The organism is Achromobacter sp. (assembly GCF_057314935.1).
The window spans coordinates 1-26,126 of sequence record NZ_DBHKZA010000079.1 but is presented as its reverse complement, the minus strand read 5'-3'; the positions used below and the strand labels follow the sequence as shown (position 1 = coordinate 26,126).

Sequence of the window (26,126 nt, the reverse complement as noted above, 5' to 3'; positions counted from 1 at the left end):
GCGGCCAGGCCGCACATCAGGCTCAACACGCCGAACACCGCGCCAAAGCCTGCGTGTGCGGCCAGCCACGGCAGCAGCAGGGCGCCCAGCCCACCGCCCAACGGCACCGCGGTTTGCCGGATGCTCATCGCCAGGCCGCGCTCGCCTTCGTCGAACCAGGCCATTACCGCCCGTCCGCTGGCACCGTTGACGCTGCCGCCCAGGCTGCCAACCAGCACCAGGCCCAGCGCCAGCAGCCACAGGCTGGGCACCCCGGCCGCCGTGGGCGAGGCGAAAGCGCCCATCCAGGCCAACGCCGCCGCCGTGGCGCCCAGGCCGCACAAGAGCACGGGGCGGTCGCCCCAGCGGTCGGTCAGCAAGCCCCAGGGCAACTCGAACAGCGCCACGCCCAACCCCAGCAGCCCCAAGGCCAGGCCCAACTGGTCGTTGTCCAACCGATAGCCCGAACGCATGAATACCGCGGTCGTGGGCAGGCCGGCCGCTGCGGCCGAAAAGGCGGCGTTGGCGGCGACGCCCACCGCCAGCACTTTCCAGCGATGGGCCGGCCGTGCCGCCTCCGGGGGCATGGTCAATGCGGGGCTAGAGGGGAGGGACATGCTGGGCTCCGGAAGGCAAAAGAAAAGGACACGGCCAGTCTGCGCTTCTGCTATCGTTCTGAAAATCAGGAAATTTTGGATTCATAGTTTTGAATATCGGGACTATTTATGCGGCCTGTCACGTTCGATCTTGATGTGTTGCGCAGCTTCGTGGCCGGGGTCGACCTGGGCAGCTTCGGGCGTGCCGCGGATCGTCTAGGCCGGTCCACCTCCGCCGTCAGCGCGCAGCTGAAGAAGCTGGAAGAGCAGGCCGGCGTGCCGCTGCTTCGCAAGGAGGGCCGCGGCCTGGCGCTGACCGAGGCGGGCGATACGATGCTGGCCTACGCGCGCCGGTTGCTGGCGCTGAACGATCAAGCGTCGCGCGCGGTGCGCGGGGCCGAACTGGAAGGCCGGGTCCGACTGGGCTTGCAGGAAGACTTTGGCGAAACGCTGCTGCCCCAGGTGCTGGGCCAGTTTGCCCGGGCGCATCCCAAGGTCAGGATCGAAGCCCGCGTCGCGCGCAATGCCGACTTGCTGGAGCGCATCGCGCTCGCGCAGCTGGATCTGGCGCTGGCTTGGGACCATGATGCGCGCCTGCCGCATGGAGAGCGCTTGCTGGAGCTTCCGATGTGCTGGATCGGCCCGGCGGCGCCCGCGGCGTCCGTGTTCACGGACGATGGCGATGTGCCGCTGGTGGCGTTCGAGGCGCCGTGCCTGTTCCGCGATTGCGCGACCGAGGCGCTGGACCGCGCGAACCTGACTTGGCGCGCCGCGTTCACCAGCCCCAGCCTGGCCGGCTTGTGGGCGGCTGCTAGCGCGGGTTTGGGGGTAGCGGTGCGCACGCCTTTGGGCTTGCCCGCCACGGTCCGCGCGCTGGCGCCGGGCGAGCAGGGCTTGCCGGCCCTGCCGTCGATTTCGTTGTCGCTGTACCGGGCCCAGGCGCAGCCTGATCCCGTGGCCGCCGCGTTGGGCGATATCGTGCGGCAATGCATCCATGACAGCGCCCCGCGCGCCTTGGCCGGAGAGACCCGCCGTGAACCGCTTCCATGAAATGACCGTGTTCCTGGCCGTGGCCGAGGCCGGGAGCTTTGCCGCCGCCGCCCGGCGGCTGGAAATGTCCGCGCCCACGGTGACGCGCAGCGTCGCGGCGCTGGAGCATCGCCTGGGCGTCTTGCTGCTGGTGCGCACCACGCGAAGCTTGCGCGTGACCGAAGCAGGCGAACGCTACGCGGCCGACTGCCGCCGCATCCTGGACGACGTGGAGCAGGCCGACGACGCCGCAGCAGGCGTGATGGGGGCGCCGCGCGGCGCGCTCAGCATCACGGCGCCCGCCTTCTTCGGCGAACTGCATGTGATGCCGGCGGTGCTGGGCTATCTGCGCGCGCATCGTGAAGTGTCCGTGCGCACCTTGTTGGTGGACCGCGTCGTGAACCTGCTGGATGAAGGCGTGGATGTTGCGGTACGCATTGGCGCCTTGCCCGATTCGAGCTTGACCGCGGTGCCGGTGGGGCAGGTACGCCGCGTGGTGTGCGCCGCGCCGGGTTTCCTGCGGCAACACGGCGAACCCAAGGATCTGGACGCGCTGCCGCGGTTTTGCACGATCACCGCGGCGATGGAGGGGCGCGGCACGCAGTGGCGCTTCCAGCAGGATGGCCAGGTCCGGCGGCTGAGCGTGGATTCGCAATTGACGGTCACGTCGTTCCAGGCCGCGGTCCTGGCAGCCTGCGAAGAGTGGGGGCTGACGCAAGTGGTGTCGTATCAGGTGGCCCGGCATCTGGCCAGCGGCGCCTTGCAGGTGGTGCTGCGCGACTTCGAACTGCCTCCCATGCCGGTGCACGTGGTGTATCCCGAAGGCCGGAAAAGCTCGGCCAAGGTGCGCAGCTTCGTCGATTTCTGCGTGGACGCGCTGCGCAGGGACCTGGCCGCGCTGCCGGTCTGACGCGCCCGTTTGCCTGCGGTTTCTTTCACGGACTGCAAGAGTGTCTTGCGGCCGCTGGCTGTTCTCGATTGGCACATACGAGGTGAAGATGGAGGCACGATCCACCCATTTGAGAACTTCGCATGGCTACCGCTCCGTTGACCTTCTACAGCTTCCCCTTGTCCGGCCACGCGCATCGTGTCGCGCTGATGCTGTCCTTGCTGGAGGTGCCGCACCAGCGCGTCGACGTGGACCTGCGGCAGGCGGAACAAAAACGTCCTGAATTCCTGGCAATGAACGCGTTCGGCCAAGTGCCGGTGATCGACGACGACGGCGTCGTGGTCGCGGATTCCAACGCCATCCTCGTCTACCTGGCCAAGCGCTACGGCGGCGGCGCCTGGCTGCCCGAGGATGCAGCCGGGGCGGCGCACGTGCAGCGCTGGCTGTCGGTGGCCGCGGGCCCCTTGGCCGGCGGCCCGGCGGCGGCCAGGCTGGTGACCGTGTTCGGCGCGTCCTTCGACGTGGACGCCACGCTGGCGCGGGCGCATGCCTTGCTGAGCGTCATGGATCGCGAACTTGCGCAACGGGACTACCTGGCCGGCGCCGCGCCGACCATCGCGGACGTGGCTTGCTATGCCTACGTTGCGCACGCGCCGGAAGGCAACGTGTCCTTGGCGGACTATCCGCATGTCCGCGCGTGGCTGGCCCGCATCGAAAACCTGCCGCGCTTCGTGCCGATGGCCAGTACGGCCGCGGGCCTGTTGGCGGCTTGAACGCCGGCGTCGCACCGGCCAAGGAACCCATCATGAACTTTCCCGATCCTGCCCTTGTCGCGCCGCCTTGGCACGCCGGCGAACGGTTGCTGCAAACCCGTGCGGGCGTGGCCGAGCGCATGGCGCAGATCGGCCCCAAGGTCGTGCGCGATCACATGCCGGACCAGCACCGCGAGTTCTTCGCGCAATTGCCCTTCCTGGTGATGGGCACGGTGGACGACCGGGGCGACCCGTGGGCGGGCGTGCTGGAAGGCCTGCCGGGGTTCGCCGTATCGCCCGACCCGCACACCTTGCGCGTAGCGGCCGTGCCGGATGCCGACGACCCCTTGCTGGCCGGCCTGGGCCCGGACCGGGCGGTGGGCCTGCTGGGCATCGAACTGCATACCCGGCGCCGCAACCGCATGAACGGCCGGGTCGCGGCCTGGGACGGCAAGCGATTCGACGTTGCGGTCGCGCAATCTTTCGGCAACTGCCCGCAGTACATCCAGTCGCGCGATTTCCACTTTTCGCGTGCGCCGTCGTTGCGCTTTCCGGGTACGCCGCGCGAACGCGATGGGCTGGACGACGCGGCGCGCGCGTTGATCGCGGCGTCCGACACGTTTTTTGTCGCCAGCTATGTGGACGCCGAGGACGGCGCAAGCCGTGCCGTGGACGTGTCGCACCGCGGCGGCAAGCCGGGGTTCGTGCGGGTGGACGGCAATGTGCTGACCATCCCCGATTTCTCGGGCAACCGATTCTTCAATACGCTGGGCAATCTGATGGCCAACCCGCGCGCGGGCCTCGTCTTCATCGATTTTGCGCGAGGCGACGTCCTGCAGGTGTCGGGGCGGGCCGACGTGATCCTGGACAGCCCCGAGATCGACGCCTTTGCCGGCGCCGAGCGCCTGTGGCGGGTGGACGTGCGCCGCGCCGTATGGCGGCCGGGCGCGCTGGCGCTGCGCTGGACGTTCGAGGCGTATTCGCCGACGGCGCTGGCGACGGGGCAGTGGCCGGCGGCCGCTTAGGCGCCCGGCGTGGTTTTTTGCACCACGGTGTCTTCCGGATCCAGCAGGCGCCCGTCCTGGGCGCGGATCTCCAGCCGGCGCACCGTCTGGCCGCGCTTGCGGTCGATCAGCGTGGAATGGGCTTCGGCTGGGGCGTAGTAGTGGTCTTCGCCCCATTGCCGCAAGCCGACAATGACCGGGAACAGGGCGCGGCCCTTTTCCGTCAGCACGTATTCCTGATAGGCGCTGCCGTCGGAGGCCGGGGCGGCGGTAAGGATGCCGTGGGCGACCAGCGTGCGCAGCCGGTCGCTCAGGATGTTCTTGGCGACTCCCAGGCTTTTCTGGAATTCGCCGAAGCGCCGCAAGCCGTCGAAGGCGTCGCGCACGATCAGCAGCGACCACCAGTCGCCAATCGCGTCTAGCGAGCGCGCCACCGGACAGGCGGCGCCTTCAAGGCTGGTGCGTTTGACCATGTCGGGCCCTTTAGCAAGAGGATGACGGGGACAGCGAATCGGACTTAATGGTTGCATTATAAAACCTAAAGGCCTAGCATTCTGGTTTCGTAATAAAACCACAATGGAAATTCGATGCGCGCCCGATCCGACGATTCTCCCCACGATGCCGGCAGCACCATGCCGACCTGGCTGGTCATGCTGTTGGCCGTGGCCTGCGCGCTGAGCGTGGCCAACGTGTATTACGCCCAACCTTTGCTGGATGCCATCGGCCGGGAGTTCGGCATGGACGACAGCGCGGTGGGGATTGTCATCACTGCCACGCAGCTGGGGTGCGCCCTGGCCTTGCTGTTCGTCGTGCCTTTGGGAGACCTGCTGGACCGGCGCCGGTTGATGATCGGGCAACTGGGCCTGCTGGTGCTGGCGCTGGGCGCCGTGGCGCTGGCGGGCAACACGCCGTGGCTGTTGGCAGGCATGGTGGCGCTGGGGCTGCTGGGCACGGCGATGACGCAAGGCTTGCTGGCCTTGTCCGCCGCCTTGGCGGCGCCGGCCGAGCGCGGCCGCGTCGTGGGCGCGGCGCAGGGCGGTGTGGTGATCGGCTTGTTGCTGGCGCGCACGGTGGCGGGCCTGGTGGCGGACGCGTGGGGCTGGCGCGCGGTGTATGTGGTGTCGGCGGCGCTGGCCGCTTTGCTGGCCTGGGTGCTGGCGCGCCGCCTGCCGCACCGGCGTCTGCCGGTGGCCGACCTGTCGTACTGGGCGCTGCTGCGTTCCCTGTATGCGTTGATGGCGCGTGAACCCGTGTTGCGGGTGCGCGGCATGATCGCGTTGCTGATGTTCGCGGCGATCAGCGCCTTTTGGACGGCCCTGGTGTTGCCGCTATCGGCGCCGCCATATGCCTTGTCGCACACGGCGATCGGCGCGTTCGGGCTGGTGGGCGTGCTGGGTGTGTTGATGGCAGCGCGCGCCGGCCGGTGGGCGGACCGCGGGCTGGGGCAGCGCACCACCGCCGCGGGCCTGTTGCTGTTGTGCCTGGCCTGGGCGCCCATCGCCTTGCTGCCGTACAGCCTGTGGGCGCTGGCGCTGGGCGTGTTGATCCTGGATGTGGCGTTGCAGGCGCTGCACGTGACCAATCAGACGATGATCTTCAGCATCAGCGCGCAGGCGCACAGCCGCCTGGTGGGCGCGTACATGATGTTCTACGCGGTGGGCAGCGGGTTGGGGGCCATCGCCTCAACGGCCGTATGCGCGCGGGCGGGATGGTCTGGCGTCTGCGTGCTGGGCGCCGGCATCAGCCTGGCGGCGTTGCTGTTCTGGGCGGCGACGCTGCCGCGGAAGGCGGCTGCGCACGCGGCCCGGTGTTGAGTCCAGCACGGGGGCGGCACACGTTGGCGCCGGCATGCCCGTCAGTGGTGTTCCAGCGTGTGGGCGATGGCCGCGACCTGCGCGGCGAACGCCGCCGTGCCGCGGTCGCGCGGGCGCGGCAGGGCGATATCGTAGCTGCCCGCGACGTTCGCCGGATGCCCGCCCAGCACGACGACCTTGTCGGCCAGGAACACCGCTTCTTCGATATCGTGGGTGACGAACAGCACGGCGGCGCCGGACGCCTGCCAGACGCGGATCAGTTCCTGCTGCAGGTTGCGGCGGGTAATGGCGTCGACGGCGCTGAAGGGTTCGTCCATCAGCAGCAGGTCCGGCTTGACCGCCAGGGCGCGCGCGATGCCCACGCGTTGCGCCTGGCCGCCCGACAACTGGTGCGGCCAGCGGCGGCCGTAGTCGCCCAGGCCCGTCAGCTGTAGCGCGGCATCGATGCGCCGCGTCTTTTCCTGGCGATCCAGCCCCAGGCCTTCCAGGCCGTAGCCGACGTTGCCGCCGACCGTGCGCCAGGGCATCAGGCGGCTGTCCTGGAACACGACGGCGCGCGTGCGGCTTCCCGGGCGCGGCTGCGCCTGGAAACGGACGGCGCCGGCCGTGGGTTCGGTCAGGCCCGCGGCGGCGCGCAGCAGGGTGGACTTGCCCACGCCCGACCCGCCGACCACGGCGACGAAGCTGCCCGCCTCGATGTCCAGGGACAGCCCCTGGATGACGGGGGCGGCGGCGCCCGGGTGCTGATAGGACAGCTGGGAGAATTCGATCACGGACGCCATTGCAGCACCTTCCCTTCAACGGCGGAGAACGCCAGGTCGCAGATTGTGTAGACCAGCGAGATGATCAGCATGTAGACGACCACGGCGTCATAGGCGCCCACGCCGGCGGCGGCGTTCATCTCCTGGCCCATGCCGGGCACGCCGAGCAGTTCGGCGGCGATCAGCGTCATCCAGGCTTGCCCGATGCCGGTGCGCACGCCCGAAAGGGCGCCGGGGGCGATGGCCGGCAGCGTCACCGAGAACGCGCGCGCCAGATAGCCGCCATGGCCGAACGCGCGGGCCAGTTCGTAGTAGCGAGGGTCCACGTTGCGCACGGCGCTGTAGGTGGCGAAGTAGTTCACCCAGAACACGCCGATCGCGATGACGAAGGCCGCGCCCGCATGGCTGACCTTGAACCAGGCGATTGCGAACACGACCCACGCCAGCGGCGGGATCGGGCGCAGGATGCGTGCCAGATACGCTTGGGTGAGGTCGAAGCGCGGCAGCGTGGCCGCGGCCAGGCCCACGCCGAAGCCCAGCGCCGTGCCCAGCGCCAACCCCCAGAAATAGTGGATCAGGCTGGAGCCGATGGCAGGCAGCAGGCGCCCCGACTGCCATTCCTGCGCCAGCGTGCCGGGCAACGCGAAGGGGTCGGGCAGGGTGCCGCGCGGCGCCCATTCCCAGACCAGCGCGGCTTTCCAGATGCCAATGAACAGGATCAGCCCGGCGATGCCATAGGCGGCCCGCCGCACGGCCGCGATCCACGGCGGCAGGCCGCTACGCGCGGCGACCGCCGGCGTGGCCGGGCTCATTGCCGGGTTGATGGCCGAGTTGATGGCCTGATTCATGGCTTGGCGGCCTTGTCGTAGAAGCGCGTGTCGAACAACTGCTTCACGTCGACCGGCGGCGCTTCGACGGTGCCGAGCGTCGCCTGGAATGTCTGCAGCTCGGCCGTGGCGTCGACGATGGCGTGCGGATCGGCCACGAACTGGTCATGCGAGCTGCGGATGGCTTTTTCCACCAGACCGCGGTCGAGCCGGCCGCCGCCCACGTACTTCTGCACGTAGCCCGCGGCTTTGGCCGGGTCGCTCTTCAACAGCGCGGTGGCCGACAGATGCGCGTCCACCAGTTGCTGCACGGTGTCGGGGTGGTCGGCGATCAGCTTTTCGCGCACCAGCAGCACGGCGCCAGGTTGCTTCGGGAACAGTTGTGAACCGCGCGCCACTACACGCGATTCCGGCGCGCGGCTCAGCACGGTGGTGACGGTGGGCTCCAGGATGGCCGCGCCATCGATGGCGCCGGTCAAAAGCGATTGCTGGATCTGGGCTTCGCCCTGGTAGATCAGTTCCACGCTGGCGGCATCGGCCTTGATCTGGTTGCGCAGCCAATACTGCAGCGCGGCCTCGGGCACGGCGCCCTTCGGGTAGCTGGCAAGCACAGGCTTGCGGCCATGGTCCTTGGCGAAACGGGCGAACGCCGTGGCCGGGTCGCCGGAGGCGAAGTACGGGGCGAGCGGGCCCAGTGCCACCACATTGACCTGTTCGACGATGTTCGAGGCGACGACCTTGATGTCCGCACCCTTGGCGCGTGCGACCAGCGCGGGGCCGATGCCCACGTAGGCGGCGTCCAACTGGCCGGCGATCAACGCCTGGGTCAACGCCGGGCCGCTCTGGAATTGCACCAGCTTGGGCGCCGGGGCGCCCTTGGCCTGCAAGGTGCCTGCTTCCAGGCCGATGAACAGCTGGGCGTCAGGCAGGATGGGCAGATAGCCGATTTCCAGCGCGGGCGGCGCGGCCAAGACGGGCGAGGACGCGGCGGCAGAGAGCACGGTGACAGCCAAGAGCTTGCGGAGCATGGGAAATCCTGTGAGTCGCGCCTTGATGCGGCTGGCGCTTTGCCTACGGGCAAAGGGTTTTCCGGTGTCCGCTTAATGATTTTAAATATGTTTATTCTTATTCTTTATTCATTATGGTTATATGTTTAATGGTGCCGCAGAACGGGGATCGGGACGGTGCGCCAATAGAAAACCGAACGAAAACCCCAATGAAAAAGACCGCGAAAACGCGGTCTTTTCGTCGTGCGGCCGCCTGGCGGTTACGGCTGGATCTCGTAGTCCTTGGAGCCGAGCACCACGGCCGCCAGGCCCGGGGCCTGGGTCAGCTTGTGCAGCGCATAGCACTGCACCGTGGCGATCTTGGCCTGATGGAACTCGGGGTCTTCCTGCTGATGATCCAGGCTGGCGAGCAGCGCGCGCGCCATCTGCCAACCGGCCAGCGTGGTGCCCGCCAGCAGCAGATAGGGCACTGCCGACCCGAACACGGCGTTCGGCGCGCTGGCGGCGTTGGCCAGCACGAAGTCCACCACGTTCGCCAGCGCCAGCCGGGCCTGCCGCAGCGGCTTCAACACCAGGTTGGCGGCGGGTTCGCTGCGCGATTCCAGTTCCGATTCGGTTTCGCGAATGGCCTCCAGCAAGGCCTGGGCCACGGCGCCGCCGTCGCGCAGCGTCTTGCGGCCGACGAGGTCGTTGGCCTGGATGGCGGTCGTGCCTTCGTAGATGGTCAGGATGCGGGCGTCCCGGTAGTACTGGGCCGCGCCGGTTTCCTCGATGAAGCCCATGCCGCCGTGCACCTGCACGCCCAGGCTGGCCACGTCGATGGACATCTCGGTGCACCAGCCCTTGACGATGGGCACCAGGAATTCCTGGACGGCCAAATGGCGGCGGCGCGCCTCGGGGTCGGGATTGGCGTGCGCCTGGTCGGCATGGCCGGCGGTGACGTAGGCGAGCGCGCGGCCGGCTTCGGTCAGGGCGCGCATGGTGCCCAGCATGCGGCGCACATCGGGGTGCTGGATGATGGCCACGGCCTCGCGCGAGGACCCGTCCACCGGACGGCTCTGCACGCGTTCCGCGGCGTAGGCCAGCGCATGCTGGTAGGCGCGGTCGGCGATGGCGATGCCCTGTACGCCCACGGCATAGCGGGCGGCGTTCATCATGATGAACATGGCGTCCAGCCCGCGGTTCTCCTGGCCCACCAGATATCCCAGCGCGCCGCCCGCGTCACCGAACTGCAAGGTGGCGGTGGGGCTGGCCTTGATGCCCAGCTTGTGTTCGATGGATACGCAGGTGACGTCGTTGCGCGCGCCCAGCGAGCCGTCTTCGTTCGCAAGGAACTTGGGCACGAGGAAGAGCGAAATGCCCTTGACGCCTTCGGGCGCGTCCGGCAACCGCGCCAACACCAGGTGCAGGATGTTCTCGGTCAGGTCGTGATCGCCGTAGGTGATGAAGATCTTGGTGCCCGACAGCCGGTAGGTGCCGTCGCCCATCGGTTGCGCGCGCGTGCGGATCATGGCCAGGTCGGAACCGGCCTGCGGCTCGGTCAGGTTCATCGTGCCGGTCCATTGGCCCGAAATCATGGGGCCGATGAAGCGCTTTTTGAGTTCGGGGGAGCCGGCGGTCAGCAACGCTTCGATGGCGCCGTTGGTCAGCAGCGGACACAGCGCGAACGACAGGTTGGCGGCGTTCAGCATTTCAGAGCAGGGCGAACCGATCAGGCCGGGCAGTCCCTGGCCGCCGTACTCCACGGGGTGCGACATGCCCTGCCAGCCGGCTTCGGTGTACTGGCGGAAGGCCTGCTTGAAGCCGGCCGCCGTGGTCACGGCGCCGTCGCGCCAGGCACTGGGCTCGCGGTCGGCGGGGTGATTCAGCGGCGCCAGCACCTCGGCGGCGAAGTGGGCGGATTCTTCCAGCACCGCCTGGGCGGTGTCGGGCGTGGCCTCCTCGAAACCGGGCAGGGCGGCGACTTGCTGCAGTCCGGCCAGATGGTTCAACACGAACAGCATGTCTTTCACGGGGGCTTGGTACGTCATGGCGTCGGAGCTCCTGGATTCAGGGTTGTGCGGGGACGGCGTTCAGCCGGCCTGATCGGGTTTGGAATCGGATTTGGAATCGGGGTTGGCCATGTCGATGGCCCGGGTCGCGCCGACGGCGGCGCGCAGTTCGAATTTCTGGATCTTGCCGGTGGAGGTTTTGGGCAGTTCGCCGAAACGCACCGCGCGGGGCACCTTGAAGCCCGGCAGCAGCAGCTTGCAGTGCGCGATGATCTCTTCGGCGGTGGCGGTGCAGCCGGCCTTCAGTTCGACGAAGGCGCACGGCGTTTCCCCCCACTTGGGGTCGGGCATGGCTACGACTGCCACGGCCGCGACCGCAGGGTGGCGGTACAGCGCGTCTTCGACCTCGATGCTGGAAATGTTCTCGCCGCCCGAGATGATGATGTCCTTGCTGCGATCCTTGATGCGGACGTACCCGTCGGCTGTCATCACGCCGAGGTCGCCGGTATGGAACCAGCCGCCCGCGAAGGCCTCTTCGGTGGCGCGTTCGTTCTTCAGGTAGCCCTTCATGCAGATATTGCCGCGGAACATGATTTCGCCCACGGTCTGTTCGTCGGCGGGCACGACTTCCATCGTGTCGGGATTGCGCACCGAGATGCCCGCCTGCAGGTGGTAGCGCACGCCCTGGCGCGCGGTGAGCAGGGCGCGGCGCTCGTCGTCCAGCGCGTCCCACGATTCCTGGCGGGCGCAGACGGCGGCTGGCCCGTAGACTTCCGTCAGGCCGTACACGTGCGTCAACTCGAAACCGATGTCGCGCATTTTGGCGATGACGGCCGGCGCGGGCGCGGCGCCCGCCACCATGGTGCGCACCGTGTGCGTGATGCCGGCGCGCATCTCGGCCGGCGCATTGGCCAGCGCGCTTTGCACGATGGGCGCGCCGCAGTAGTGGGTGACGCCCTCGTCGCGGATCAGGTCGAACACGGTCTTGGGATCGAACTTGCGCAGGCATACGTTCACGCCGGCGCGCGCGGCGACCGTCCACGGAAAGCACCAGCCGTTGCAGTGGAACATCGGCAGGGTCCACAGATAGACCGCGTGCTTGGGCATGTCCCATTCCAGGATGTTGCTGACCGCGTTCAGGTAGGCGCCGCGGTAGTGGTAGACCACGCCCTTGGGGTCGCCGGTGGTGCCGGACGTGTAGTTCAGCGCAATGGCGTCCCATTCGTCGGCAGGCGGCTTCCAGTCGTAACGGGCGGGAGCGTCGGCCAGGAAGGCTTCGTAGTCGATGGCGCCGGGCAGCGTGGCCGGCGCGCTGTCCAGGTCGTGCACGGACACGATCTTCAGGTGCGGGAATTCGGCGCGGGCGCGCTGGGCGACGTCGCCGTATTCGGTGTCGACAATCAGCGCGCGGGCTTCGCCGTGGCCCAGCATGAACAGCACGCTGGGCGTGTCCAGCCGGGTGTTCAGGGTGTTCAGCACCGCGCCCAGCATCGGCACGCCGAAGTGCGCTTCGACCATGGCGGGGATGTTGGGCAGCATCACCGCGACGGTGTCGCCGCGTTGGATGCCGGCATTCGCCAGCGCGTTGGCCAGCCGTTGGGCGCGTTCGTACGTCTGGGCCCAGGTGCGGCGGACCTTGCCGTGCACCACCGCCAGCCGGTGCCCGTAGACGTCAGCCGCCCGGGCGATGAAGTCCACCGGGGTCAAGGCTTCATAGTTGGCGTCGCGGCGCGCCAGGCCGTGGTCGAACATGCTGCTCATGCGTTGTCTCCGAGCGGGGCGGGCAGACGCCCCTTGTCTATTTCCGGGAACCTTGATTCCCGTCGCTTGCGTGAGCTTAGGGCGCGCCGGAAAATACTGTCTGTCGCCTGCATGACAGACCGCCGGTCGACCCTGCAAACTCCAGTTTTACACGGTTCTGCCCATGTCCGACGTTTCAAACATTGTTTCCGCCACGGAACTGTCCCGCCTCTTCCGGGCCTGCGCCTGGTTCGGCGCACTGGACGGCCGCCACCAGGATCTGGTGCTGGCGACCTCGCGCGCGGAACACGTGGCCAGCGGGGCCTGGATCGCGCGGCGCAATGCGCCGTCGGACTATTGGCTAGGTGTGCACGCCGGCTTGCTGAAACTGGCGATCTACAACGAGTCCGGACGCAGTTGCACGTTCTCGGGCGTGCCGCCGGGCGGCTGGTTCGGTGAAGGCAGCGTCATCAAGCGGGAACTGCGCAAATACGATGTGGTGTCGATCCAGCCGTCGCTGGTGATGCTGGTGCCGGCCGCGACGTTTCACGCGTTGCTATCGGCCAGCCTGCCGTTTTCGCATTTTGTCATCGGCCAGTTGAATGACCGGATGGGCGAATTCATCGCGTCCATCCAGAACCACCGCTTGCTGGATGCCGATGCGCGCGTGGCCCAGTCGCTGGCGCAACTGTTCAATCCGCAGCTGTATCCGTCCACCGACCTGACCCTGGCGATTTCGCAGGAAGAACTGGGATATCTGACCGGCCTGTCGCGCCAGCGGGTCAACCAGGCGTTGCAGGCGCTGGCCGACCAGGGGATCCTGGCGCTGGCGTACAACCAGATCAAGGTGCTTGGCCTGGACCGCCTGCGGCAGTACGGCCTGGACCAGATCTGAGCCGTCTAACGGGGCTGCCGGGCGTGTGGAGGCTGCAGGGCGCGCGTCAAGGCGGCGCGGGCCAGGATGCGGGTGGAGTCCAGCGTGGGCAACGCGGAATTGCCGTCGTTCAGTACCAGCGGAAGCTCGGTGCAGCCCAACACCACGGCGTCGCAGCCGGCGTCGCGCAAGTTGCCGATGATGGCTTGCAGGCGTGCCACCGATTCGGGCTTGAACACGCCGTAGACCAGTTCATCCATGATGATGCGGGCGAGCGCGTCGCGGTCTTCCTGGCCGGGGCGCACGTGGTCCAGCCCTTCTGCGGCGAGCTTGTCGGGGTAGACGCTGCTGTCGACCAGCCAGCGCGTGCCCAGGATGCCGATGCGCCGGTAGCCGCGTGCGGCGGCCTCGGCGGCGACTTCCTCGGCAATATGCAGCCAGGGCCGCGGAGACTGCGGCAGCACATGAGCCAGCGCCTGATGGATGGTGTTGTCCGGGCAGATCAGGAAGTCCGCGCCTGCGCGCGCCAGCTTGTCGGCCGACGACAGCATCAGCGCACCCACGCCGGCCAGATCGCCGCGGTCCAGGCAGGCCACGTAGTCCGCCAATGAATGGGTGTGCAGCGAGATTTCCGGATGCGCGTGCGGCCCCATGCGTTGCGCGCCTTCCGCGCACAACGTGCGATAGCACAGCGCCGCGCCCTCGGCCGAGCAGGCGACGATGCCGATGTGCAGCGGCGTGGCGTTCATTCTGAAGACTCCTTGTTCAAGGCGCGCACATGGCGGGCGATCTGGCGAAAGCGTTCGGCCATCGCCGCCTGCTGCGAGGCGGGCAGTTGCGACAGGAACAGTTCGTCGATGGCGGGCCCGTACACCTTCCACATCTGGAGCCGCAGCGCGCGGCCCTTGGGCGTGAGCCGGGCGTAGGTGGCGCGCCGGTCTTCGTCGGACCGGAAGCGCTCCACCAGGCCGGCAGCTTCGATGCGGTCCATCAGGCGCGTGAGGTTGTAGCGCGCGATCACCATGCGTTCGGCCATTTCAAACATGCGCGCCGTGCCGTCGGGCGCGCGTTCCAGCGCCCACAACGCGTCGTACCACGCCAGCGGCGGCAGGTCGGCGGCTGACAGCCGCTTTTCGATTTCCTCTACCACCAGCGCATGCGCGGTCAGGAAGAGGCTCCACGCGTCGGGCTTGCCCGTGGCCATGCGGTCGGTTCCTTTTGATTGAAAGACAGGGGTGCAGCCGGCGATTGTAGAAGGAAGGCCAGGGTGCCGCACCGCGGCTTGGGGGGACCCTAAATAGTTGCACTTGCAATTGTTAAAAAACCTCCATACGATTGCAATTGCACATTATGCAATTGCAATTCACGATGTGAAATAACGGCGCCGGCTATCCCGACCCAGGCGCCGCCCACGCACCCAAAGGAGGACGCCCATGGACACCCCGATCGACCCGATCGACGCCGACCCGCAGGAAACCCAGGAATGGCTGGAGGCCATGCAGGCCGTGCTGGCCCACGAAGGCCTGCCGCGCACGCACTATCTGCTGGATCAACTGATCAACCAGGACCGCGCGGCCAATGGCCGCTACGCGGCGCCGGGCGTCACGCCTTACGTGAATTCCATCGCCCCGGACGCGCAGGGCGGGTTCCCCGGCGACCTGGGGATAGAACTGCGCCTGGACGCCTACCTGCGCTGGAATGCCATGGCCATGGTGCTGCGCGCGGGCAAGACCTCGGGCGTGGGCGGCCACATCGCGACCTATGCGTCGGCCACGACGCTGTACGAAACGGGCTTCCGCCATTTCTTCCGGGCGGCCACGCCGCAATTCCTGGGCGACATGCTGTACATCCAGGGCCATTCGGCCCCGGGCATCTATGCGCGCGCCTATCTGGAAGGCCGCCTCTCGGAAGCCGAGCTTGACCGCTTCCGCCGCGAGATCGGCGGCGGCGGGCTGGCGTCTTATCCCCACCCGCGCACGATGCCCGGGTTTTGGCAGTTCCCGACGGTGTCGATGGGCCTGGGGCCTTTGATGGCCGCCTACCAGGCGCGCTACATGCGCTATCTGGAGGACCGTGAACTGATTCCCGCGCAAGGCCGCAAGGTCTGGGGATTCCTGGGCGACGGCGAGCAAGACCAGCCCGAAACGCTGGCCGCCGTGGCGATGGCCGGGCGCGAAAAACTGGACAACCTGATCTTCGTGGTCAATTGCAACCTGCAGCGGCTGGACGGCCCGGTGCGCGGCAATGCCAAGATCATCCAGGAGCTGGAAAGCGTGTACCGCGGCGCCGGCTGGAATGTCATCAAAGTGATCTGGGGCGCCGGCTGGGACGCGCTCTTGGCCCAGGACCACGACGGCCGCCTGCGCCGCCGCATGATGCAGTGCGTGGATGGCGAATATCAGGTGTTCAAGGCACGCGGGGGCGCCTATGTGCGTGAACACTTCTTCGGCGCGGACCCGGTGCTGCTGGAACGCGTGGCGCATCTGTCGGATGACGAGATCGGCGCGCTGAACCGCGGCGGGCATGACCCGGCCAAGGTCTATGCCGCCTATGCGGCGGCCCTGGCGCATCGCGGCCAGCCCACCGTCATCCTGGCCAAGACGGTCAAGGGCTACGGCATGGGCGCGGCCGGCGAGGCGGCCAACACCAACCACCAGCAGAAAAAGATGGCAGACCCCGCCGTGCGCGCGTTCCGCGACCGCTTCGCCATCCCGGTGCCGGACGACCAACTGGAGCAGATTCCCTACATCAAGCCCGCGCCGGGCAGCGCGGAACAAGCCTACTTCGACGCCGCCATCGCGCGGGCGGGCGGCCATCTGCCCCGCCGTCCGGCTGGCCCCGGTCCGCTGGCCACGCCGCCTCTGGACGCATTCGCCCCGCACCTGAAGGGCAGCGACGGACGCGAGTTTTCCACCACGATGGCGTTCGTGCGCGTGCTGGCGCAGTTGCTGAAGGACGCGGAGATCGGCCCGCGCGTGGTGCCGATCGTGCCCGACGAGTCCCGCACCTTCGGCATGGACGGCATGTTCCGCCAGGTGGGCATCTATTCGCATGTGGGGCAGCTCTATACGCCGCAGGATGCCGATCAGCTCAGCGTCTACCGCGAAGACCGCAAGGGCCAGATCCTGCAGGAAGGCATCAACGAGTCGGGTGCCATGTCCTCGTGGATCGCGGCGGCCACCGCCCATAGCACGCATGGCGTGGCCACCATTCCGTTCTACATCTTCTATTCGATGTTCGGCTTCCAGCGCGTGGGCGACCTGGCCTGGGCGGCGGGCGACATCCGGGCGCGCGGCTTCCTGCTGGGCGCGACGTCGGGGCGGACCACGCTGGAAGGCGAAGGCCTGCAGCATGACGACGGCCACAGCCACGTGCTGGCCTCGGTCATTCCATCGTGCCGTGCCTACGATCCTGCCTACGCCTATGAGATCGCGGTGATCGTGCAGGACGGCATGCGCCGGATGTACCAGGACCAGGAAGACGTCTTCTACTACCTGACGCTGATCAACGAAAAGACCGCGCATCCGGCCATGCCGGCAGGCGCCGAGGCGGGCATTCTGAAAGGCATGCACCGCGTGCGTGAAGGAGAGCCCGGCACGCTGCGGGTGCAATTGCTGGGCAGCGGCGCGATCCTGCGCGAAACGCTGGCCGCAGCCGATCTGCTGCAGCAGGACTTCGGCGTGGCGGCCGATGTCTGGAGCGTGACCAGCTATTCGGAACTCGGGCGCGACGGCCACGAGGCCGAACGCTGGAACCGTTTGCATCCGCTGGAGGACGCGCGCCGCGGCTACGCCGAAACCGCGCTGGCCGGCAGCACCGGCCCGGTGGTGGCGGCCACCGACTACATGAAGACGGTGCCCGAGCAGATCCGGCCGTTCATGGCGGGGCGCCGCTATGTGACCTTGGGGACGGACGGGTTCGGCAGGTCGGACACGCGCCAGGCGCTTCGTTCCTTCTTCGGGGTGGACCGCCACCACATCGCGCTGGCGGCCTTGAAGGCGCTGGCGGACGACGGCCTGATCGAACGGGCGAAGGCGGCTCACGCCATCGCCCGCTACGGCATCGACGCGGAAGCGGTTTCCGCCGCCTTGCCGTAGCGGGCGGCGCGCCGGGGGCTAGACCCGGCGCGCCAGCATGGCCCAGATGCCGGCTGCGGACAGCATGGCGCCGCCGCCCAGGTTGAAGCCGCGCTGCGCCCGGGGCGAGGCCAGCAGCCGGCTGGCAGACCCCGCGAACACCGCATAGGCGGCGGCGTTGATGCCGGCGCAGGCGACGAACGTGGCCGACAGCATCCACAACTGGCGCGTCACGTCGCCTGCCGGGTCGATGAACTGCGGCAGGAAGGCGACGAAAAAGATCATGCCCTTGGGGTTCAGCGCCGTCACCAGGTAGGTGTTGGCGAACAGCCTCCAGCGCGAGGCCGCGGCGGTGGCGACGGGCAGCGTGGCCGGGGCTACGCCCGCGCGCAGCAGCTTGAAGCCCAGATACAGCAGATACAGGCCGCCGGCCGTCTTGACCACCGTGAACCAGAAGGCAGATGCCTTGAGCAGGGCGCCCAAGCCCAGCAGCGATAGGACCAGGGCGGTGGAGTCGCCCAGCGCCACGGCCAGCACCAGCGGCAGGCGCGCCCGTTTACCGTACGTCATGGAATAGCTGATGACGGTCAGGATCGTCGGGCCGGGCAACATGACAAGCAGGGCGGATGCGCCCAGAAAGGCCAACCAGGTTTCAAGTGACATGGGACTCGCGCTCCGATAAGGCTATGGGGGGCTGCCGGGCAGCCGTGCCGGTGACTGTAGGCCAATCGCCGCGCTTTGGGAATGCCCGGGCGCCGGGTGGTGTTAAATACGGTTTTCCCGGACAGTGAACGCGTGGCCGCAAGGCTTCTCGCGAAGGAAACACCATGGCATTCGATTTTGATCTGTTTGTGATCGGCGCGGGCTCCGGTGGCGTACGCGCCGCCCGTTTCGCGGCGGGCTTTGGCGCGCGCGTGGCGGTGGCGGAAAGCCGCTACCTGGGCGGCACCTGCGTCAACGTGGGCTGCGTGCCCAAGAAGCTGCTGGTCTACGGCGCCCATTACAGCGAAGACTTCGAACAGGCGCACGGCTTTGGCTGGACCGCCGGCAAGCCGTCGTTCGACTGGCCCACCCTGATCGCCAACAAGAACCGCGAGATCGAACGCCTTAACGGCATTTACCGCAATTTGCTGGTCAATAGCGGCGTGACGCTGCTGGAAGGCCACGCCCGCATCGTCGACCCGCATACGGTCGAGATCAATGGCCAGCGCCACAGCGCCGCCAATATCCTGGTGGCTACTGGCGGCTGGCCGCAGGTGCCGGACATCCCGGGCAAGGAACACGCCATCACCTCGAACGAGGCCTTCTTCCTGAAGGCGTTGCCGCGTCGCGTGCTGGTCGTGGGCGGCGGTTACATCGCCGTGGAGTTCGCCTCGATTTTCAACGGCATGGGCGCACAGACCACCCAGGCTTACCGCGGCCCGCTGTTCCTGCGCGGCTTCGACCAGGGCGTGCGTGAACACCTGCGCGACGAACTGGTGAAAAAGGGCATCGACTTGCGCTTCAACACCGAAGTCACGCGTATCGACAAGCAAGCCGACGGCACGCTGGCGGCCACGTTGAAGGATGGTTCCGTCATCGAGACCGATTGCGTGTTCTACGCCACGGGCCGCCGTCCGATGCTGGATAACCTGGGCTTGGAGAACACCGGCGTCAAGCTGAAAAAAGACGGCTTTATCGAGGTGGACGACGAATACCGCACCGCCGAGCCCTCCATCCTGGCGATCGGCGACGTGATCGGCCGCGTGCCGCTGACCCCCGTGGCGCTGGCTGAAGGCATGGCCGTGGCCCGCCGCCTGTTCCGCCCCGAGGAATACCGCAAGGTGGATTACAAGCTGATCCCGACCGCCGTGTTCAGCCTGCCGAATATCGGCACGGTGGGCATGACGACGGAAGAGGCGCGCGAGGCCGGCTACGAGGTCAAGCTCTTCGAAAGCCGGTTCCGGCCCATGAAGCTGACGCTGACCGAGTCGCAGGAAAAGACGCTGATGAAGCTGATCGTGGACGCCAAGACCGATCGCGTATTGGGCGTGCACATGGTGGGCCCCGACGCGGGTGAAATCGTGCAGGGCATCGCCGTGGCGCTGAAGGCCGGCGCGACCAAGCAGGTGTTCGACGACACCATCGGCATCCACCCCACGGCGGCCGAAGAATTCGTCACGTTGCGCACTCCGGTCGCGCAGTAAGACGTTGCCGGCAGGGCGCTACAGGCGTTCGATCATGGCGCGCGCCGCGGCGGGCGCGCGTTCTTTCGCGCCATTGATGAAAAACGCGTAGACGTCCTGCGGCCGCGCGGCGCCGGACGGATCGGGCCCGATGCGGCGCAGGTCTGCCGGGTCGGCCCCGCGCGCCCACGTGCGCAGGCGGTCGGCCCAGGCATCCAGCACCTTGGGTGCGTAGCCCGCCTTGAAGGTGGGGCTGGCGCGCATCAGGCGCGCATAGATGAAATCGGCAGTGCGGTCGGCGATGGCCGGGAAGTCTTCGCTGTCGGTGTAGACAGTGGCGGCACTGTGGCGGCGGGCCAATTCCAGGTATTCGTCGCACGCGAAACTCGCGTGCCGCACGTCCAGCACATGGCGCAGCTTCAGGCCGTCGACCTTGTCCGGCAACAGTTCCAGGAAGGCGCCGAAATCCTCGGCGTTGAAGGTCTTGGTGGGCGCGAACTGCCAGACCACGGGGCCCAGTTTGGGGCCCAGTTCGGCAATGCCGCTGTTCACGAAGCGCTGGATCGAATCCTTGGCGCCGGCCAGTTCGCGGCGGTTGGTCGCGTAGCGCGACGCCTTGAGCGAAAACACGAACCCCTCCGGCGTCTCGTCGCGCCATTTGGCGAAGGTGGCCGGTTTCTGGGTGCTGTAATAGGTCCCGTTGATCTCGATGGCGGTCAACTGGCGGCTGGCGTACTCCAGTTCCCGCGCGTGCGGCAGGCCTTCGGGGTAGAACGGGCCGCGCCAGGGCGCGTAGGTCCAGCCTCCTATGCCAACGCGGATACTGGGGGGACGTCCCACCACGGACGGGTGACGCTGCGGCATGTCCAGGTGCTCCCATGCAATCGGACGAACCTGACCACTGTATCGCCGCGCGCATGCCGGCGTAAAGTGCGCGGGCCCGGAACAGGAAGTAACACCGGCGCGGCTGTCGTATCCGCGATACGGCAATCCGACCCTTTGCGAACTTCGAGGATTTGCCCCCATGCCGCACACGCTTCGCGCGGATACCTGCGACAAAAAATCCCTGTTCCGGTACAGTTTTGCGATAACGTGTAGGCCTTCAATCCGACTTCGCCCGGCGCCCGCCGGCTCATCATGCCTGACCTGACTCATCTGCTGACGTTCGCCCTGGTTGCGCTGGGCATGGTGCTTACGCCCGGGCCCAATATGATCTACCTGGTGTCCCGCTCCATTTCCCAAGGCCCCCAGGCAGGTCTGATTTCACTGGGCGGCGTGGCGGTCGGGTTCATCTTCTATGTGCTGTGCGCCGCGTTCGGCATCACCGCCTTGCTGCTGACGGTGCCGCTGGCCTACGACGCGCTGCGCATCGGCGGCGCCCTGTACCTGCTGTACATGGCGTGGCAGGCGATCCGACCGGGTGGCCGTTCTCCGTTCCAGGTGCGCGAACTGCCCAAGAGCAGCCCGCGGACGCTGTTCACCATGGGGCTGGTGACCAATCTGCTGAATCCCAAGATCGCAGTGATGTATGTGTCGCTGCTGCCGCAATTCATCCAGCCCGACCACGGCAGCGTGTTCACGCAGTCGCTGGCGCTGGGCATGACGCAGGTGGCGGTCAGCCTGTCGGTCAATGCCGTCATCGCCATCATGGCGGGGTCGATCGCCGGCTTCCTGGCGGGCCGCCCGCTGTGGATGGTCGTGCAACGCTGGCTGATGGGTACGGTACTGGCGGGCCTGGCCGTGCGCATGATCATGGATACCCGCCGCTGATGGAGCACGATAGCGGCTTTTTCGCGTCGCTGGGCGGCATGCTCGGCGAAGCGCTGCGCGGCATCGTCGCAGGCATCAAGTGGTTGCTGGGCGGCTTGGGCGGCGCCTTGGGCGACTTTTATTCCGGACTGGCCGGCGCGATGGGCATGAGCCCGTCGATCTTCAACTTCGTCCTGCTTGTGCTGGGCCTGATGTTCCTGTGGGCGGCGGTCAAGTCCTTGCTGCGCCGCTCCATCATCGGATTCCTTTTCTGGCTGGTGCTGGCGGTGCTGGTACTAGGCGGGCTGGTGGACTAGGGCGTGTAACGCCGCCGGGCGCTTGGCGCAGGCCGGGGCGCCTGGCCATCACCGGCTGGCTTTCAGCGCGATATCCCGCAGCCGGCCCACCAGCGCCGGGAACCGCTCGGCCCCTGTGTTGCCGTATCCGATCACCAGCCCGTTGTCTTCCGGGCGGGGCGTGATCGCGAATGAGGACAGCGCGCCGGGGTTCATCCCCAGCTTGCGCGCCTGCTCCACGATCGCCACATCGGAGAACGCCGGCGGCAGCCGCACGGTCAGGTGCAAGCCGCTGTGGCCGCCCAGCACTTCATGATCGATCTCCAGATGCGCGGCCAGCGCGTCGCGCAGCGCCGCCTGGCGCTCGCGGTACAGCCGCCGCATGCGGCCCAGATGGCGCGAGAACTGGCCGTTGTCGATGAAGGCCGCCATGGTCAGTTGTTCCAGCCGATGGCCGCCGCGCAGCATTTCGATGACGGACGGCATGGCTTGCGTGGCGATGGTTTCGGGCAGCACCAGGAAGCCCAGGCGCAGGGCGGGGAACATGGTCTTGCTGAAGGTGCCCACATACAGCACGGGCGAATCGGGCAGCAGGCCCTGCATGGCCGCGATGGGCTCGCCCTGATGGCGGAATTCGCTGTCGTAATCGTCTTCGATGATCCACGCGCCTGCGCGGCGCGCACGTTCCAGCAGGTCCAGCCGGCGCGCCACCGACAGCACGGCGCCGGTGGGGTATTGGTGCGACGGCGTGGTCTGGATCAGCCGCGGCGGGCGCGTCTGCCACGCGTCTTCGGGGATCACCATGCCGTCGGCGTCCACGCGCATCGCCACGACGTCCAGGTCGCCCGCATGGAACGCAGACTTGGCGCCGCGGTAGCCGGGATCTTCCAGCCACGCGGTGTCGCCGGGGTTGGTCAGCAGTTGCACGCATAGCGCCAGCGCGCCCTGCGCGCCTTCGGTGATGACGATGCGCGACGCCTCGCAGCGCACGCCGCGCGAGACGCGCAGATACTGGGCGATGGCTTCGCGTAGCGCGGGTTCGCCCACGGGGTGCCCGTACCCCAGCGTGGTGGCGGGGGCGGCCTGCAGCGCGCGGTCCTGCGCGCGGCGCCACGCATTGACCGGGAACTGGGTCAGCGCAGGGGTGCCGGGCGTCATCGGCAGCGAACCGTCGTGCAGGTAGCGCGAGGACACGATGCGCGAGAGGCGCTTGGCGGTGAAGGAGGATTCGGCGGGCGGCGGCGCGGCCTGCCGGGCGGCGTTGCTGGCGGCGGCCGACAGGGGCGCCACGCGGGTGCCTTGGCGGTCGGCGATGACATAGCCTTCGGCCGTCAGTTGCTCGTAGGCGATCAGCACCGTGTTGCGCGAAATGTCCAGGTCTTCGGACAGCGCGCGCGAGGACGGCAGCTTGCCGCCGGCGGGCAATTGCCCGGCCAGGATGGCCTGCTTGAGCCGCTGGATCAGCTGGCGCTGGCGGGGCAGCGCCCCGGGGCCGCGCGCCAGCGGGCTGGACAGCAGGGCGGCGTCCGCGGGATCGCCCAGAGATGGCAGGGGATTCATGGCCCTATTAAATTAAAGGATCGTGGTGCTTTTTATGATGCCACGATTCCGATATCGTGAGGTCATGCGTGTTGCGTCCGCCACCGCCGGCGACGCGCGCTAACCAGGATGAGGTCCGTAGCATGCAACCCCGCGTCAACGCTTTCCAACAACCCATCGGCCCCGATGTTCCCGGCTGGACCCCGCGCGCGCGTCCGCCCCTGACCCCGGCCGTTGGCCGCTATTGCCGGTTGGAGCCCTTGTCCGCCGAGCGCCACGCGGCGGACTTGTATCAGGCGTTCAGCCAGGCGCCGGACGACAGCGACTGGACTTACATGGGCGTCGGGCCTTTTGCCGACGAGGCCGCCTACCGGACATTCGCCGAGGCCGCGCAGGCAGGCAGCGACCCCTTGCACCACGCCATCATCGATCTGGCGACGGGCCGCGCGATCGGCACGCTGGCGCTGATGCGGATCGACCCGCCCAACGGCGTGATCGAGGTGGGCTTCGTGTCGTTCTCGCGCCAGCTCAAGCGCACCCGCATCGCGACCGAGGCGCAGTTCCTGCTGATGCGCCGCGCTTTCGACGAACTGGGTTATCGCCGCTATGAATGGAAGTGCGACAGCCTGAACGCGCCGTCGCGCAAGGCCGCCGCCCGCTTGGGATTCCAATTCGAAGGCATCTTCCGCCAGGCCACGGTCTACAAGGGCCGCAGCCGCGACACGGCATGGTTTTCGATCATCGACAGCGAATGGCCGGCGCTGCGCACCGCCTACGAGCGCTGGCTGGACCCCGAGAACTTCGACGCCGAAGGCAACCAGCGCAAAGGCCTGGCCGAACTGGCCGCCCAGGAAAAGGCCGCGTGCGCCTGATCCCGGTCGCGCTCGCCCTGTTCTGGGGGCTGAACTGGCCGGCCGTGAAGATCATCCTGTCGATCTTCCCGCCGTTTACGCTGCGCGTGATGGGCCTGGGCAGCGGCGCGGTGCTGCTGTTGCTGCTGGCGCTGGCCAAGCGCGTGGCCCTGCTGCCGCCGCGCGCGTCGTGGCCCGGCATCGTTGTGGGCGGCCTGTTGGCGGTGGCGGTGTTCAACCTGGCGGTGGCGTGGGCGCAGCTCAGCACCAGCACGTCGCGCGCCGCGGTGTTGACCTTCACGATGCCAATGATGTCGGCGGTGCTGGCCTGGGCCGTGCTGGGCGAACGGCCCGACCGGCGCCGGGCCGTGGCGCTGGGGCTGGGCGCGCTGGGCGTGGCGATCCTGGCCTGGCCGGTGCTGCATGCCGTCTTCGTCGACCACGACATCGCCGCGACCAAAGGCCTGGCCTTTCCGCTGATCGCCGCTTTCGGATGGGCCGCCGGCACGGTCTATCTGAAGCGCTGGCCCGTGGCGGGCAACCGCATCGTGGTGACGGCCTGGCAACTGGTGGTGGGTGCGGCTTGCGCCTTGACGGGCATGCTGATCGCGGGCGAATCGTTTCCCACGCAGGGCTGGAATGCGCGAGTGGCCGGCGCGCTGGCGTTTCACATCATCCTGGGCACGGCGGTGGCGTACTGGCTGTGGTTCGTGCTGAGCGAAAAGGTCAGCGCCACGGTCGCGGCATTGACGACGCTGATGGTGCCCGTGGTGGGGGTGCTGGGCGCGATGGCGCTGGTGGGCGACCGGCCCGGCGCGGCGGACTGGCTGGGATTCGCCTTCGTGCTGGCCGGGGCGGCGCTGATCGTGTTGAACTTGGGCAAAGCGCGGGGGTGACCGGAGCGGCTCACCCCCGTTTGCGCAACAGGTTCCTGATCACTTCCGCACCGCTGACCAGCGTGATGCCCGACAGCACCAGTACCGCGCCGATGACAAAGCCGGCGTCCAGCGGCTCGTTCAGGATCAGCACGCCGAAGCTCACGCCGAATAGCGGCGTCATGAAAGACAGGATCGACAGCCGCGACGCCAGGTAGCGGCGCAGCAGCCAGAACCAGGCCAGGTAGCTGGACAACGCCACCACCACCGACTGGAAGGCCACGCTCAGCACGGCGGCCTGCGTATAGCGGATGGCGTCTTGGCCGGTGGCGGCGGCATAGGCCAGCAGCCCGACTGCGGCTATCGCCATCTGATAGAACAGCGTCTTGGAGGGCGCGGCTTCCGATAGCGAGGTCTTGCGGATGGCGACCGTGGTGGCGCCCCACAGCAAGCCCGCGGCAAGGCCCATGGCATCGCCCAGCAGCATGTTCGAGGATCCCGCCTGCGCCGGCTTGCCCAGGAACGCCACCCCGATGCCGCCGAACGCGATCGCCACGCCCAGCCACTGCAGCGGCCGCATGCGTTCTTCAGGCAGCAGCCAGTGCAGGCCCAGCGCGGCGAAGATGGGGGCGGTGTACAGGAACACCGACATGTGCGAGGCCGTGGTGTAGAGCAGGCCCTGCGCCACGAACAGGAATTCTCCCGCGAACAGCAAGCCGACGATCAGGCCGGGCAGGGCGGTGCCGTCGCGCCATGCGCGCATGCCCTCGGCGCGCCACACCACCACCGCCAGCACCAGCGCCGCGAAGGTCGAGCGCAGGCCGATCTGCATGATCGGCGCAATATCGCCCGCGACCAGTTTGATGGCGATCTGCTGGAAACCCCAGCACACGCACAGGGCCAGCATCCCGCTGGTTGCCAGCGCGTCCAGCGGCAAGCGTTGCGGCTTGGCGGCGGGCGCGCTCACGGCAGTTCGGCGGGGTAGCTGTCCAGCGCCAGGCCGATCTGCTGGCGCAAGTCCCATTCGGCCAGGGTCGATTGCACCGGGCCGAAGAAGGCGCCGTCGCGCGTGACGAACATGGCGGGCAGATGGAACACCTCGTAGCGTTCGACCAGCCCGCGGTTGTCGCCCGCATCCACCCAGCACACGCGTTCCACGGGCAATTCCAGCGCCGGCAGCTGTTCGCGCGCGATGCGGCAGGTGCCGCAGGTGCGGCTGTGAAAGACCAGCAGCGTCAGGCCGGGCGCATCCAGCAGGAAGCGGTCGGCGGTGCTGTCATTGAGTTCTATCTGTTCCATGGGCGGCGGGGGG

General features: G+C 67.9%; 26 protein-coding genes. 12 read left to right on the top strand and 14 right to left on the bottom strand.

Annotated elements, in window-relative coordinates:
* Positions 1-596, bottom strand: a 596-nt coding sequence (locus tag ACO6D5_RS24085; protein WP_485826774.1) for an MFS transporter, incomplete at its 3' end; no start/stop codon positions are given.
* Positions 597-704: 108 nt separating this feature from the next.
* Here ACO6D5_RS24085 and ACO6D5_RS24080 point away from each other — a divergent pair.
* The 4 genes from ACO6D5_RS24080 (at position 705) to ACO6D5_RS24065 (ending at position 4,270) form a co-directional block, all read left to right on the top strand.
* Entirely contained in the window at positions 705-1,625 is a 921-nt protein-coding gene (locus ACO6D5_RS24080; RefSeq protein WP_485826773.1) for a LysR substrate-binding domain-containing protein, read from the top strand.
* On the top strand, positions 1,609-2,514 hold the full coding sequence (locus tag ACO6D5_RS24075) for a LysR family transcriptional regulator (protein ID WP_485826772.1): 906 nt from the start codon (positions 1,609-1,611) through the stop codon (positions 2,512-2,514). Before ACO6D5_RS24080 ends, ACO6D5_RS24075 begins: the two co-directional genes overlap by 17 nt.
* A gap of 122 nt (positions 2,515-2,636) precedes the next feature.
* Positions 2,637-3,266: a glutathione S-transferase N-terminal domain-containing protein gene (locus tag ACO6D5_RS24070; RefSeq protein WP_315846641.1), complete on the top strand. Its 630-nt coding sequence runs from the start codon at positions 2,637-2,639 to the stop codon at positions 3,264-3,266.
* A gap of 32 nt (positions 3,267-3,298) precedes the next feature.
* A complete protein-coding gene (locus ACO6D5_RS24065; protein ID WP_485826771.1) occupies positions 3,299-4,270 on the top strand; it encodes a pyridoxamine 5'-phosphate oxidase family protein in 972 nt (323 codons plus the stop codon).
* Here ACO6D5_RS24065 and ACO6D5_RS24060 read toward each other — a convergent pair.
* Entirely contained in the window at positions 4,267-4,722 is a 456-nt protein-coding gene (locus ACO6D5_RS24060; RefSeq protein WP_485826770.1) for a winged helix-turn-helix transcriptional regulator, read from the bottom strand. The genes ACO6D5_RS24065 and ACO6D5_RS24060 overlap by 4 nt on opposite strands.
* A 114-nt stretch (positions 4,723-4,836) precedes the next feature.
* Here ACO6D5_RS24060 and ACO6D5_RS24055 point away from each other — a divergent pair, with 114 nt between their 5' ends.
* Positions 4,837-6,063 carry an MFS transporter gene (locus tag ACO6D5_RS24055; protein WP_485826769.1) on the top strand — a complete coding sequence of 409 codons (1,227 nt, stop codon included), beginning with the start codon at positions 4,837-4,839 and terminating at the stop codon, positions 6,061-6,063.
* A 41-nt stretch (positions 6,064-6,104) separates the two neighbouring features.
* Here the strand turns inward: ACO6D5_RS24055 and ACO6D5_RS24050 are convergent, their stop codons facing one another.
* The 5 genes from ACO6D5_RS24050 to ACO6D5_RS24030 form a co-directional block, all read right to left on the bottom strand.
* The gene (locus ACO6D5_RS24050; RefSeq protein WP_485826768.1) at positions 6,105-6,845 is read right to left on the bottom strand and encodes an ABC transporter ATP-binding protein; all 741 of its coding nucleotides are present in this window, start codon (positions 6,843-6,845) and stop codon (positions 6,105-6,107) included.
* The gene (locus tag ACO6D5_RS24045) at positions 6,833-7,636 is read right to left on the bottom strand and encodes an ABC transporter permease (protein WP_485826776.1); all 804 of its coding nucleotides are present in this window, start codon (positions 7,634-7,636) and stop codon (positions 6,833-6,835) included. Before ACO6D5_RS24045 ends, ACO6D5_RS24050 begins: the two co-directional genes overlap by 13 nt.
* A gap of 32 nt (positions 7,637-7,668) precedes the next feature.
* Positions 7,669-8,679 (bottom strand): ABC transporter substrate-binding protein, encoded by a 1,011-nt coding sequence (locus tag ACO6D5_RS24040; protein WP_315846646.1) that lies wholly within the window; start codon positions 8,677-8,679, stop codon positions 7,669-7,671.
* A gap of 239 nt (positions 8,680-8,918) precedes the next feature.
* Positions 8,919-10,688 carry an acyl-CoA dehydrogenase gene (locus ACO6D5_RS24035; protein WP_485826767.1) on the bottom strand — a complete coding sequence of 590 codons (1,770 nt, stop codon included), beginning with the start codon at positions 10,686-10,688 and terminating at the stop codon, positions 8,919-8,921.
* 42 nt (positions 10,689-10,730) lie between these two features.
* Positions 10,731-12,410: an acyl-CoA synthetase gene (locus ACO6D5_RS24030; protein WP_485826766.1), complete on the bottom strand. Its 1,680-nt coding sequence runs from the start codon at positions 12,408-12,410 to the stop codon at positions 10,731-10,733.
* Positions 12,411-12,573: 163 nt separating this feature from the next.
* Between ACO6D5_RS24030 and ACO6D5_RS24025 the strand changes: the two genes are divergently transcribed.
* Positions 12,574-13,284, top strand: coding sequence for a Crp/Fnr family transcriptional regulator (locus ACO6D5_RS24025; protein ID WP_485826765.1), 711 nt, complete (start codon positions 12,574-12,576; stop codon positions 13,282-13,284).
* Positions 13,285-13,289: 5 nt separating this feature from the next.
* Here ACO6D5_RS24025 and ACO6D5_RS24020 read toward each other — a convergent pair whose 3' ends face one another.
* Both ACO6D5_RS24020 and ACO6D5_RS24015 read right to left on the bottom strand, forming a co-directional pair.
* The gene (locus tag ACO6D5_RS24020; protein WP_485826764.1) at positions 13,290-14,012 is read right to left on the bottom strand and encodes an aspartate/glutamate racemase family protein; all 723 of its coding nucleotides are present in this window, start codon (positions 14,010-14,012) and stop codon (positions 13,290-13,292) included.
* Complete coding sequence (locus ACO6D5_RS24015; protein ID WP_485826763.1) at positions 14,009-14,467, bottom strand: MarR family winged helix-turn-helix transcriptional regulator; 459 nt, start codon at positions 14,465-14,467, stop codon at positions 14,009-14,011. The genes ACO6D5_RS24020 and ACO6D5_RS24015 overlap by 4 nt, the downstream gene beginning before the upstream one ends.
* A gap of 229 nt (positions 14,468-14,696) precedes the next feature.
* Here ACO6D5_RS24015 and aceE point away from each other — a divergent pair, with 229 nt between their 5' ends.
* Positions 14,697-17,360: a pyruvate dehydrogenase (acetyl-transferring), homodimeric type gene (aceE, locus tag ACO6D5_RS24010; protein ID WP_485826762.1), complete on the top strand. Its 2,664-nt coding sequence runs from the start codon at positions 14,697-14,699 to the stop codon at positions 17,358-17,360.
* 18 nt (positions 17,361-17,378) lie between these two features.
* On the opposite strand, the gene ACO6D5_RS24005 is transcribed toward aceE, so the two are convergent.
* Positions 17,379-18,002, bottom strand: a complete 624-nt coding sequence (locus ACO6D5_RS24005) for a LysE family transporter (RefSeq protein ID WP_315846653.1) — start codon at positions 18,000-18,002, stop codon at positions 17,379-17,381.
* 164 nt (positions 18,003-18,166) lie between these two features.
* On the opposite strand from ACO6D5_RS24005, the gene gorA reads away from it, so the two are divergent.
* Positions 18,167-19,525 (top strand): glutathione-disulfide reductase, encoded by a 1,359-nt coding sequence (gene gorA, locus ACO6D5_RS24000; protein WP_315140830.1) that lies wholly within the window; start codon positions 18,167-18,169, stop codon positions 19,523-19,525.
* Positions 19,526-19,543: 18 nt separating this feature from the next.
* On the opposite strand, the gene ACO6D5_RS23995 is transcribed toward gorA, so the two are convergent.
* Complete coding sequence (locus tag ACO6D5_RS23995) at positions 19,544-20,368, bottom strand: DUF72 domain-containing protein (RefSeq protein WP_485826761.1); 825 nt, start codon at positions 20,366-20,368, stop codon at positions 19,544-19,546.
* 273 nt (positions 20,369-20,641) lie between these two features.
* Between ACO6D5_RS23995 and ACO6D5_RS23990 the strand changes: the two genes are divergently transcribed.
* Both ACO6D5_RS23990 and ACO6D5_RS23985 read left to right on the top strand, forming a co-directional pair.
* The gene (locus ACO6D5_RS23990) at positions 20,642-21,274 is read left to right on the top strand and encodes a LysE family translocator (RefSeq protein ID WP_006226869.1); all 633 of its coding nucleotides are present in this window, start codon (positions 20,642-20,644) and stop codon (positions 21,272-21,274) included.
* A complete protein-coding gene (locus ACO6D5_RS23985) occupies positions 21,274-21,570 on the top strand; it encodes a hypothetical protein (RefSeq protein ID WP_315847449.1) in 297 nt (98 codons plus the stop codon). Before ACO6D5_RS23990 ends, ACO6D5_RS23985 begins: the two co-directional genes overlap by 1 nt.
* 48 nt (positions 21,571-21,618) lie before the next feature.
* Here ACO6D5_RS23985 and pdxR read toward each other — a convergent pair whose 3' ends face one another.
* On the bottom strand, positions 21,619-23,109 hold the full coding sequence (pdxR, locus tag ACO6D5_RS23980) for a MocR-like pyridoxine biosynthesis transcription factor PdxR (RefSeq protein WP_315847450.1): 1,491 nt from the start codon (positions 23,107-23,109) through the stop codon (positions 21,619-21,621).
* A gap of 122 nt (positions 23,110-23,231) precedes the next feature.
* Here pdxR and ACO6D5_RS23975 point away from each other — a divergent pair, with 122 nt between their 5' ends.
* The gene (locus ACO6D5_RS23975; protein WP_485826760.1) at positions 23,232-23,960 is read left to right on the top strand and encodes a GNAT family N-acetyltransferase; all 729 of its coding nucleotides are present in this window, start codon (positions 23,232-23,234) and stop codon (positions 23,958-23,960) included.
* Positions 23,951-24,835 carry an EamA family transporter gene (locus ACO6D5_RS23970; protein ID WP_315847452.1) on the top strand — a complete coding sequence of 295 codons (885 nt, stop codon included), beginning with the start codon at positions 23,951-23,953 and terminating at the stop codon, positions 24,833-24,835. The genes ACO6D5_RS23975 and ACO6D5_RS23970 overlap by 10 nt, the downstream gene beginning before the upstream one ends.
* A gap of 10 nt (positions 24,836-24,845) precedes the next feature.
* Here ACO6D5_RS23970 and ACO6D5_RS23965 read toward each other — a convergent pair whose 3' ends face one another.
* Positions 24,846-25,721, bottom strand: a complete 876-nt coding sequence (locus tag ACO6D5_RS23965) for a DMT family transporter (RefSeq protein ID WP_485826775.1) — start codon at positions 25,719-25,721, stop codon at positions 24,846-24,848.
* Between the two features lie 56 nt (positions 25,722-25,777).
* A complete protein-coding gene (locus ACO6D5_RS23960; RefSeq protein WP_006226863.1) occupies positions 25,778-26,113 on the bottom strand; it encodes a thioredoxin family protein in 336 nt (111 codons plus the stop codon).
* Positions 26,114-26,126 lie beyond the last annotated feature (13 nt).

Bases quoted from the DNA above. Each gene is read 5' to 3' on its own strand.
- ACO6D5_RS24045 (WP_485826776.1), bottom strand. From the start codon at position 7,636: ATGAGCCCGGCCACGCCGGCGGTCGCCGCGCGTAGCGGCCTGCCGCCG.
- ACO6D5_RS24020 (WP_485826764.1), bottom strand. From the start codon at position 14,012: ATGAACGCCACGCCGCTGCACATCGGCATCGTCGCCTGCTCGGCCGAG.
- ACO6D5_RS24065 (WP_485826771.1), top strand. From the start codon at position 3,299: ATGAACTTTCCCGATCCTGCCCTTGTCGCGCCGCCTTGGCACGCCGGC.
- ACO6D5_RS24070 (WP_315846641.1), top strand. From the start codon at position 2,637: ATGGCTACCGCTCCGTTGACCTTCTACAGCTTCCCCTTGTCCGGCCAC.
- ACO6D5_RS24015 (WP_485826763.1), bottom strand. From the start codon at position 14,467: ATGGCCACGGGCAAGCCCGACGCGTGGAGCCTCTTCCTGACCGCGCAT.
- ACO6D5_RS24055 (WP_485826769.1), top strand. From the start codon at position 4,837: ATGCGCGCCCGATCCGACGATTCTCCCCACGATGCCGGCAGCACCATG.
- ACO6D5_RS23975 (WP_485826760.1), top strand. From the start codon at position 23,232: ATGCAACCCCGCGTCAACGCTTTCCAACAACCCATCGGCCCCGATGTT.
- pdxR (WP_315847450.1), bottom strand. From the start codon at position 23,109: ATGAATCCCCTGCCATCTCTGGGCGATCCCGCGGACGCCGCCCTGCTG.
- ACO6D5_RS24050 (WP_485826768.1), bottom strand. From the start codon at position 6,845: ATGGCGTCCGTGATCGAATTCTCCCAGCTGTCCTATCAGCACCCGGGC.
- ACO6D5_RS23960 (WP_006226863.1), bottom strand. From the start codon at position 26,113: ATGGAACAGATAGAACTCAATGACAGCACCGCCGACCGCTTCCTGCTG.
- ACO6D5_RS24025 (WP_485826765.1), top strand. From the start codon at position 12,574: ATGTCCGACGTTTCAAACATTGTTTCCGCCACGGAACTGTCCCGCCTC.
- ACO6D5_RS23965 (WP_485826775.1), bottom strand. From the start codon at position 25,721: ATGCTGGCCCTGTGCGTGTGCTGGGGTTTCCAGCAGATCGCCATCAAA.
- ACO6D5_RS24040 (WP_315846646.1), bottom strand. From the start codon at position 8,679: ATGCTCCGCAAGCTCTTGGCTGTCACCGTGCTCTCTGCCGCCGCGTCC.
- ACO6D5_RS24030 (WP_485826766.1), bottom strand. From the start codon at position 12,410: ATGAGCAGCATGTTCGACCACGGCCTGGCGCGCCGCGACGCCAACTAT.
- gorA (WP_315140830.1), top strand. From the start codon at position 18,167: ATGGCATTCGATTTTGATCTGTTTGTGATCGGCGCGGGCTCCGGTGGC.
- ACO6D5_RS23990 (WP_006226869.1), top strand. From the start codon at position 20,642: ATGCCTGACCTGACTCATCTGCTGACGTTCGCCCTGGTTGCGCTGGGC.
- ACO6D5_RS24005 (WP_315846653.1), bottom strand. From the start codon at position 18,002: ATGTCACTTGAAACCTGGTTGGCCTTTCTGGGCGCATCCGCCCTGCTT.
- ACO6D5_RS24035 (WP_485826767.1), bottom strand. From the start codon at position 10,688: ATGACGTACCAAGCCCCCGTGAAAGACATGCTGTTCGTGTTGAACCAT.
- ACO6D5_RS23985 (WP_315847449.1), top strand. From the start codon at position 21,274: ATGGAGCACGATAGCGGCTTTTTCGCGTCGCTGGGCGGCATGCTCGGC.
- ACO6D5_RS23995 (WP_485826761.1), bottom strand. From the start codon at position 20,368: ATGCCGCAGCGTCACCCGTCCGTGGTGGGACGTCCCCCCAGTATCCGC.
- ACO6D5_RS24060 (WP_485826770.1), bottom strand. From the start codon at position 4,722: ATGGTCAAACGCACCAGCCTTGAAGGCGCCGCCTGTCCGGTGGCGCGC.
- aceE (WP_485826762.1), top strand. From the start codon at position 14,697: ATGGACACCCCGATCGACCCGATCGACGCCGACCCGCAGGAAACCCAG.
- ACO6D5_RS24080 (WP_485826773.1), top strand. From the start codon at position 705: ATGCGGCCTGTCACGTTCGATCTTGATGTGTTGCGCAGCTTCGTGGCC.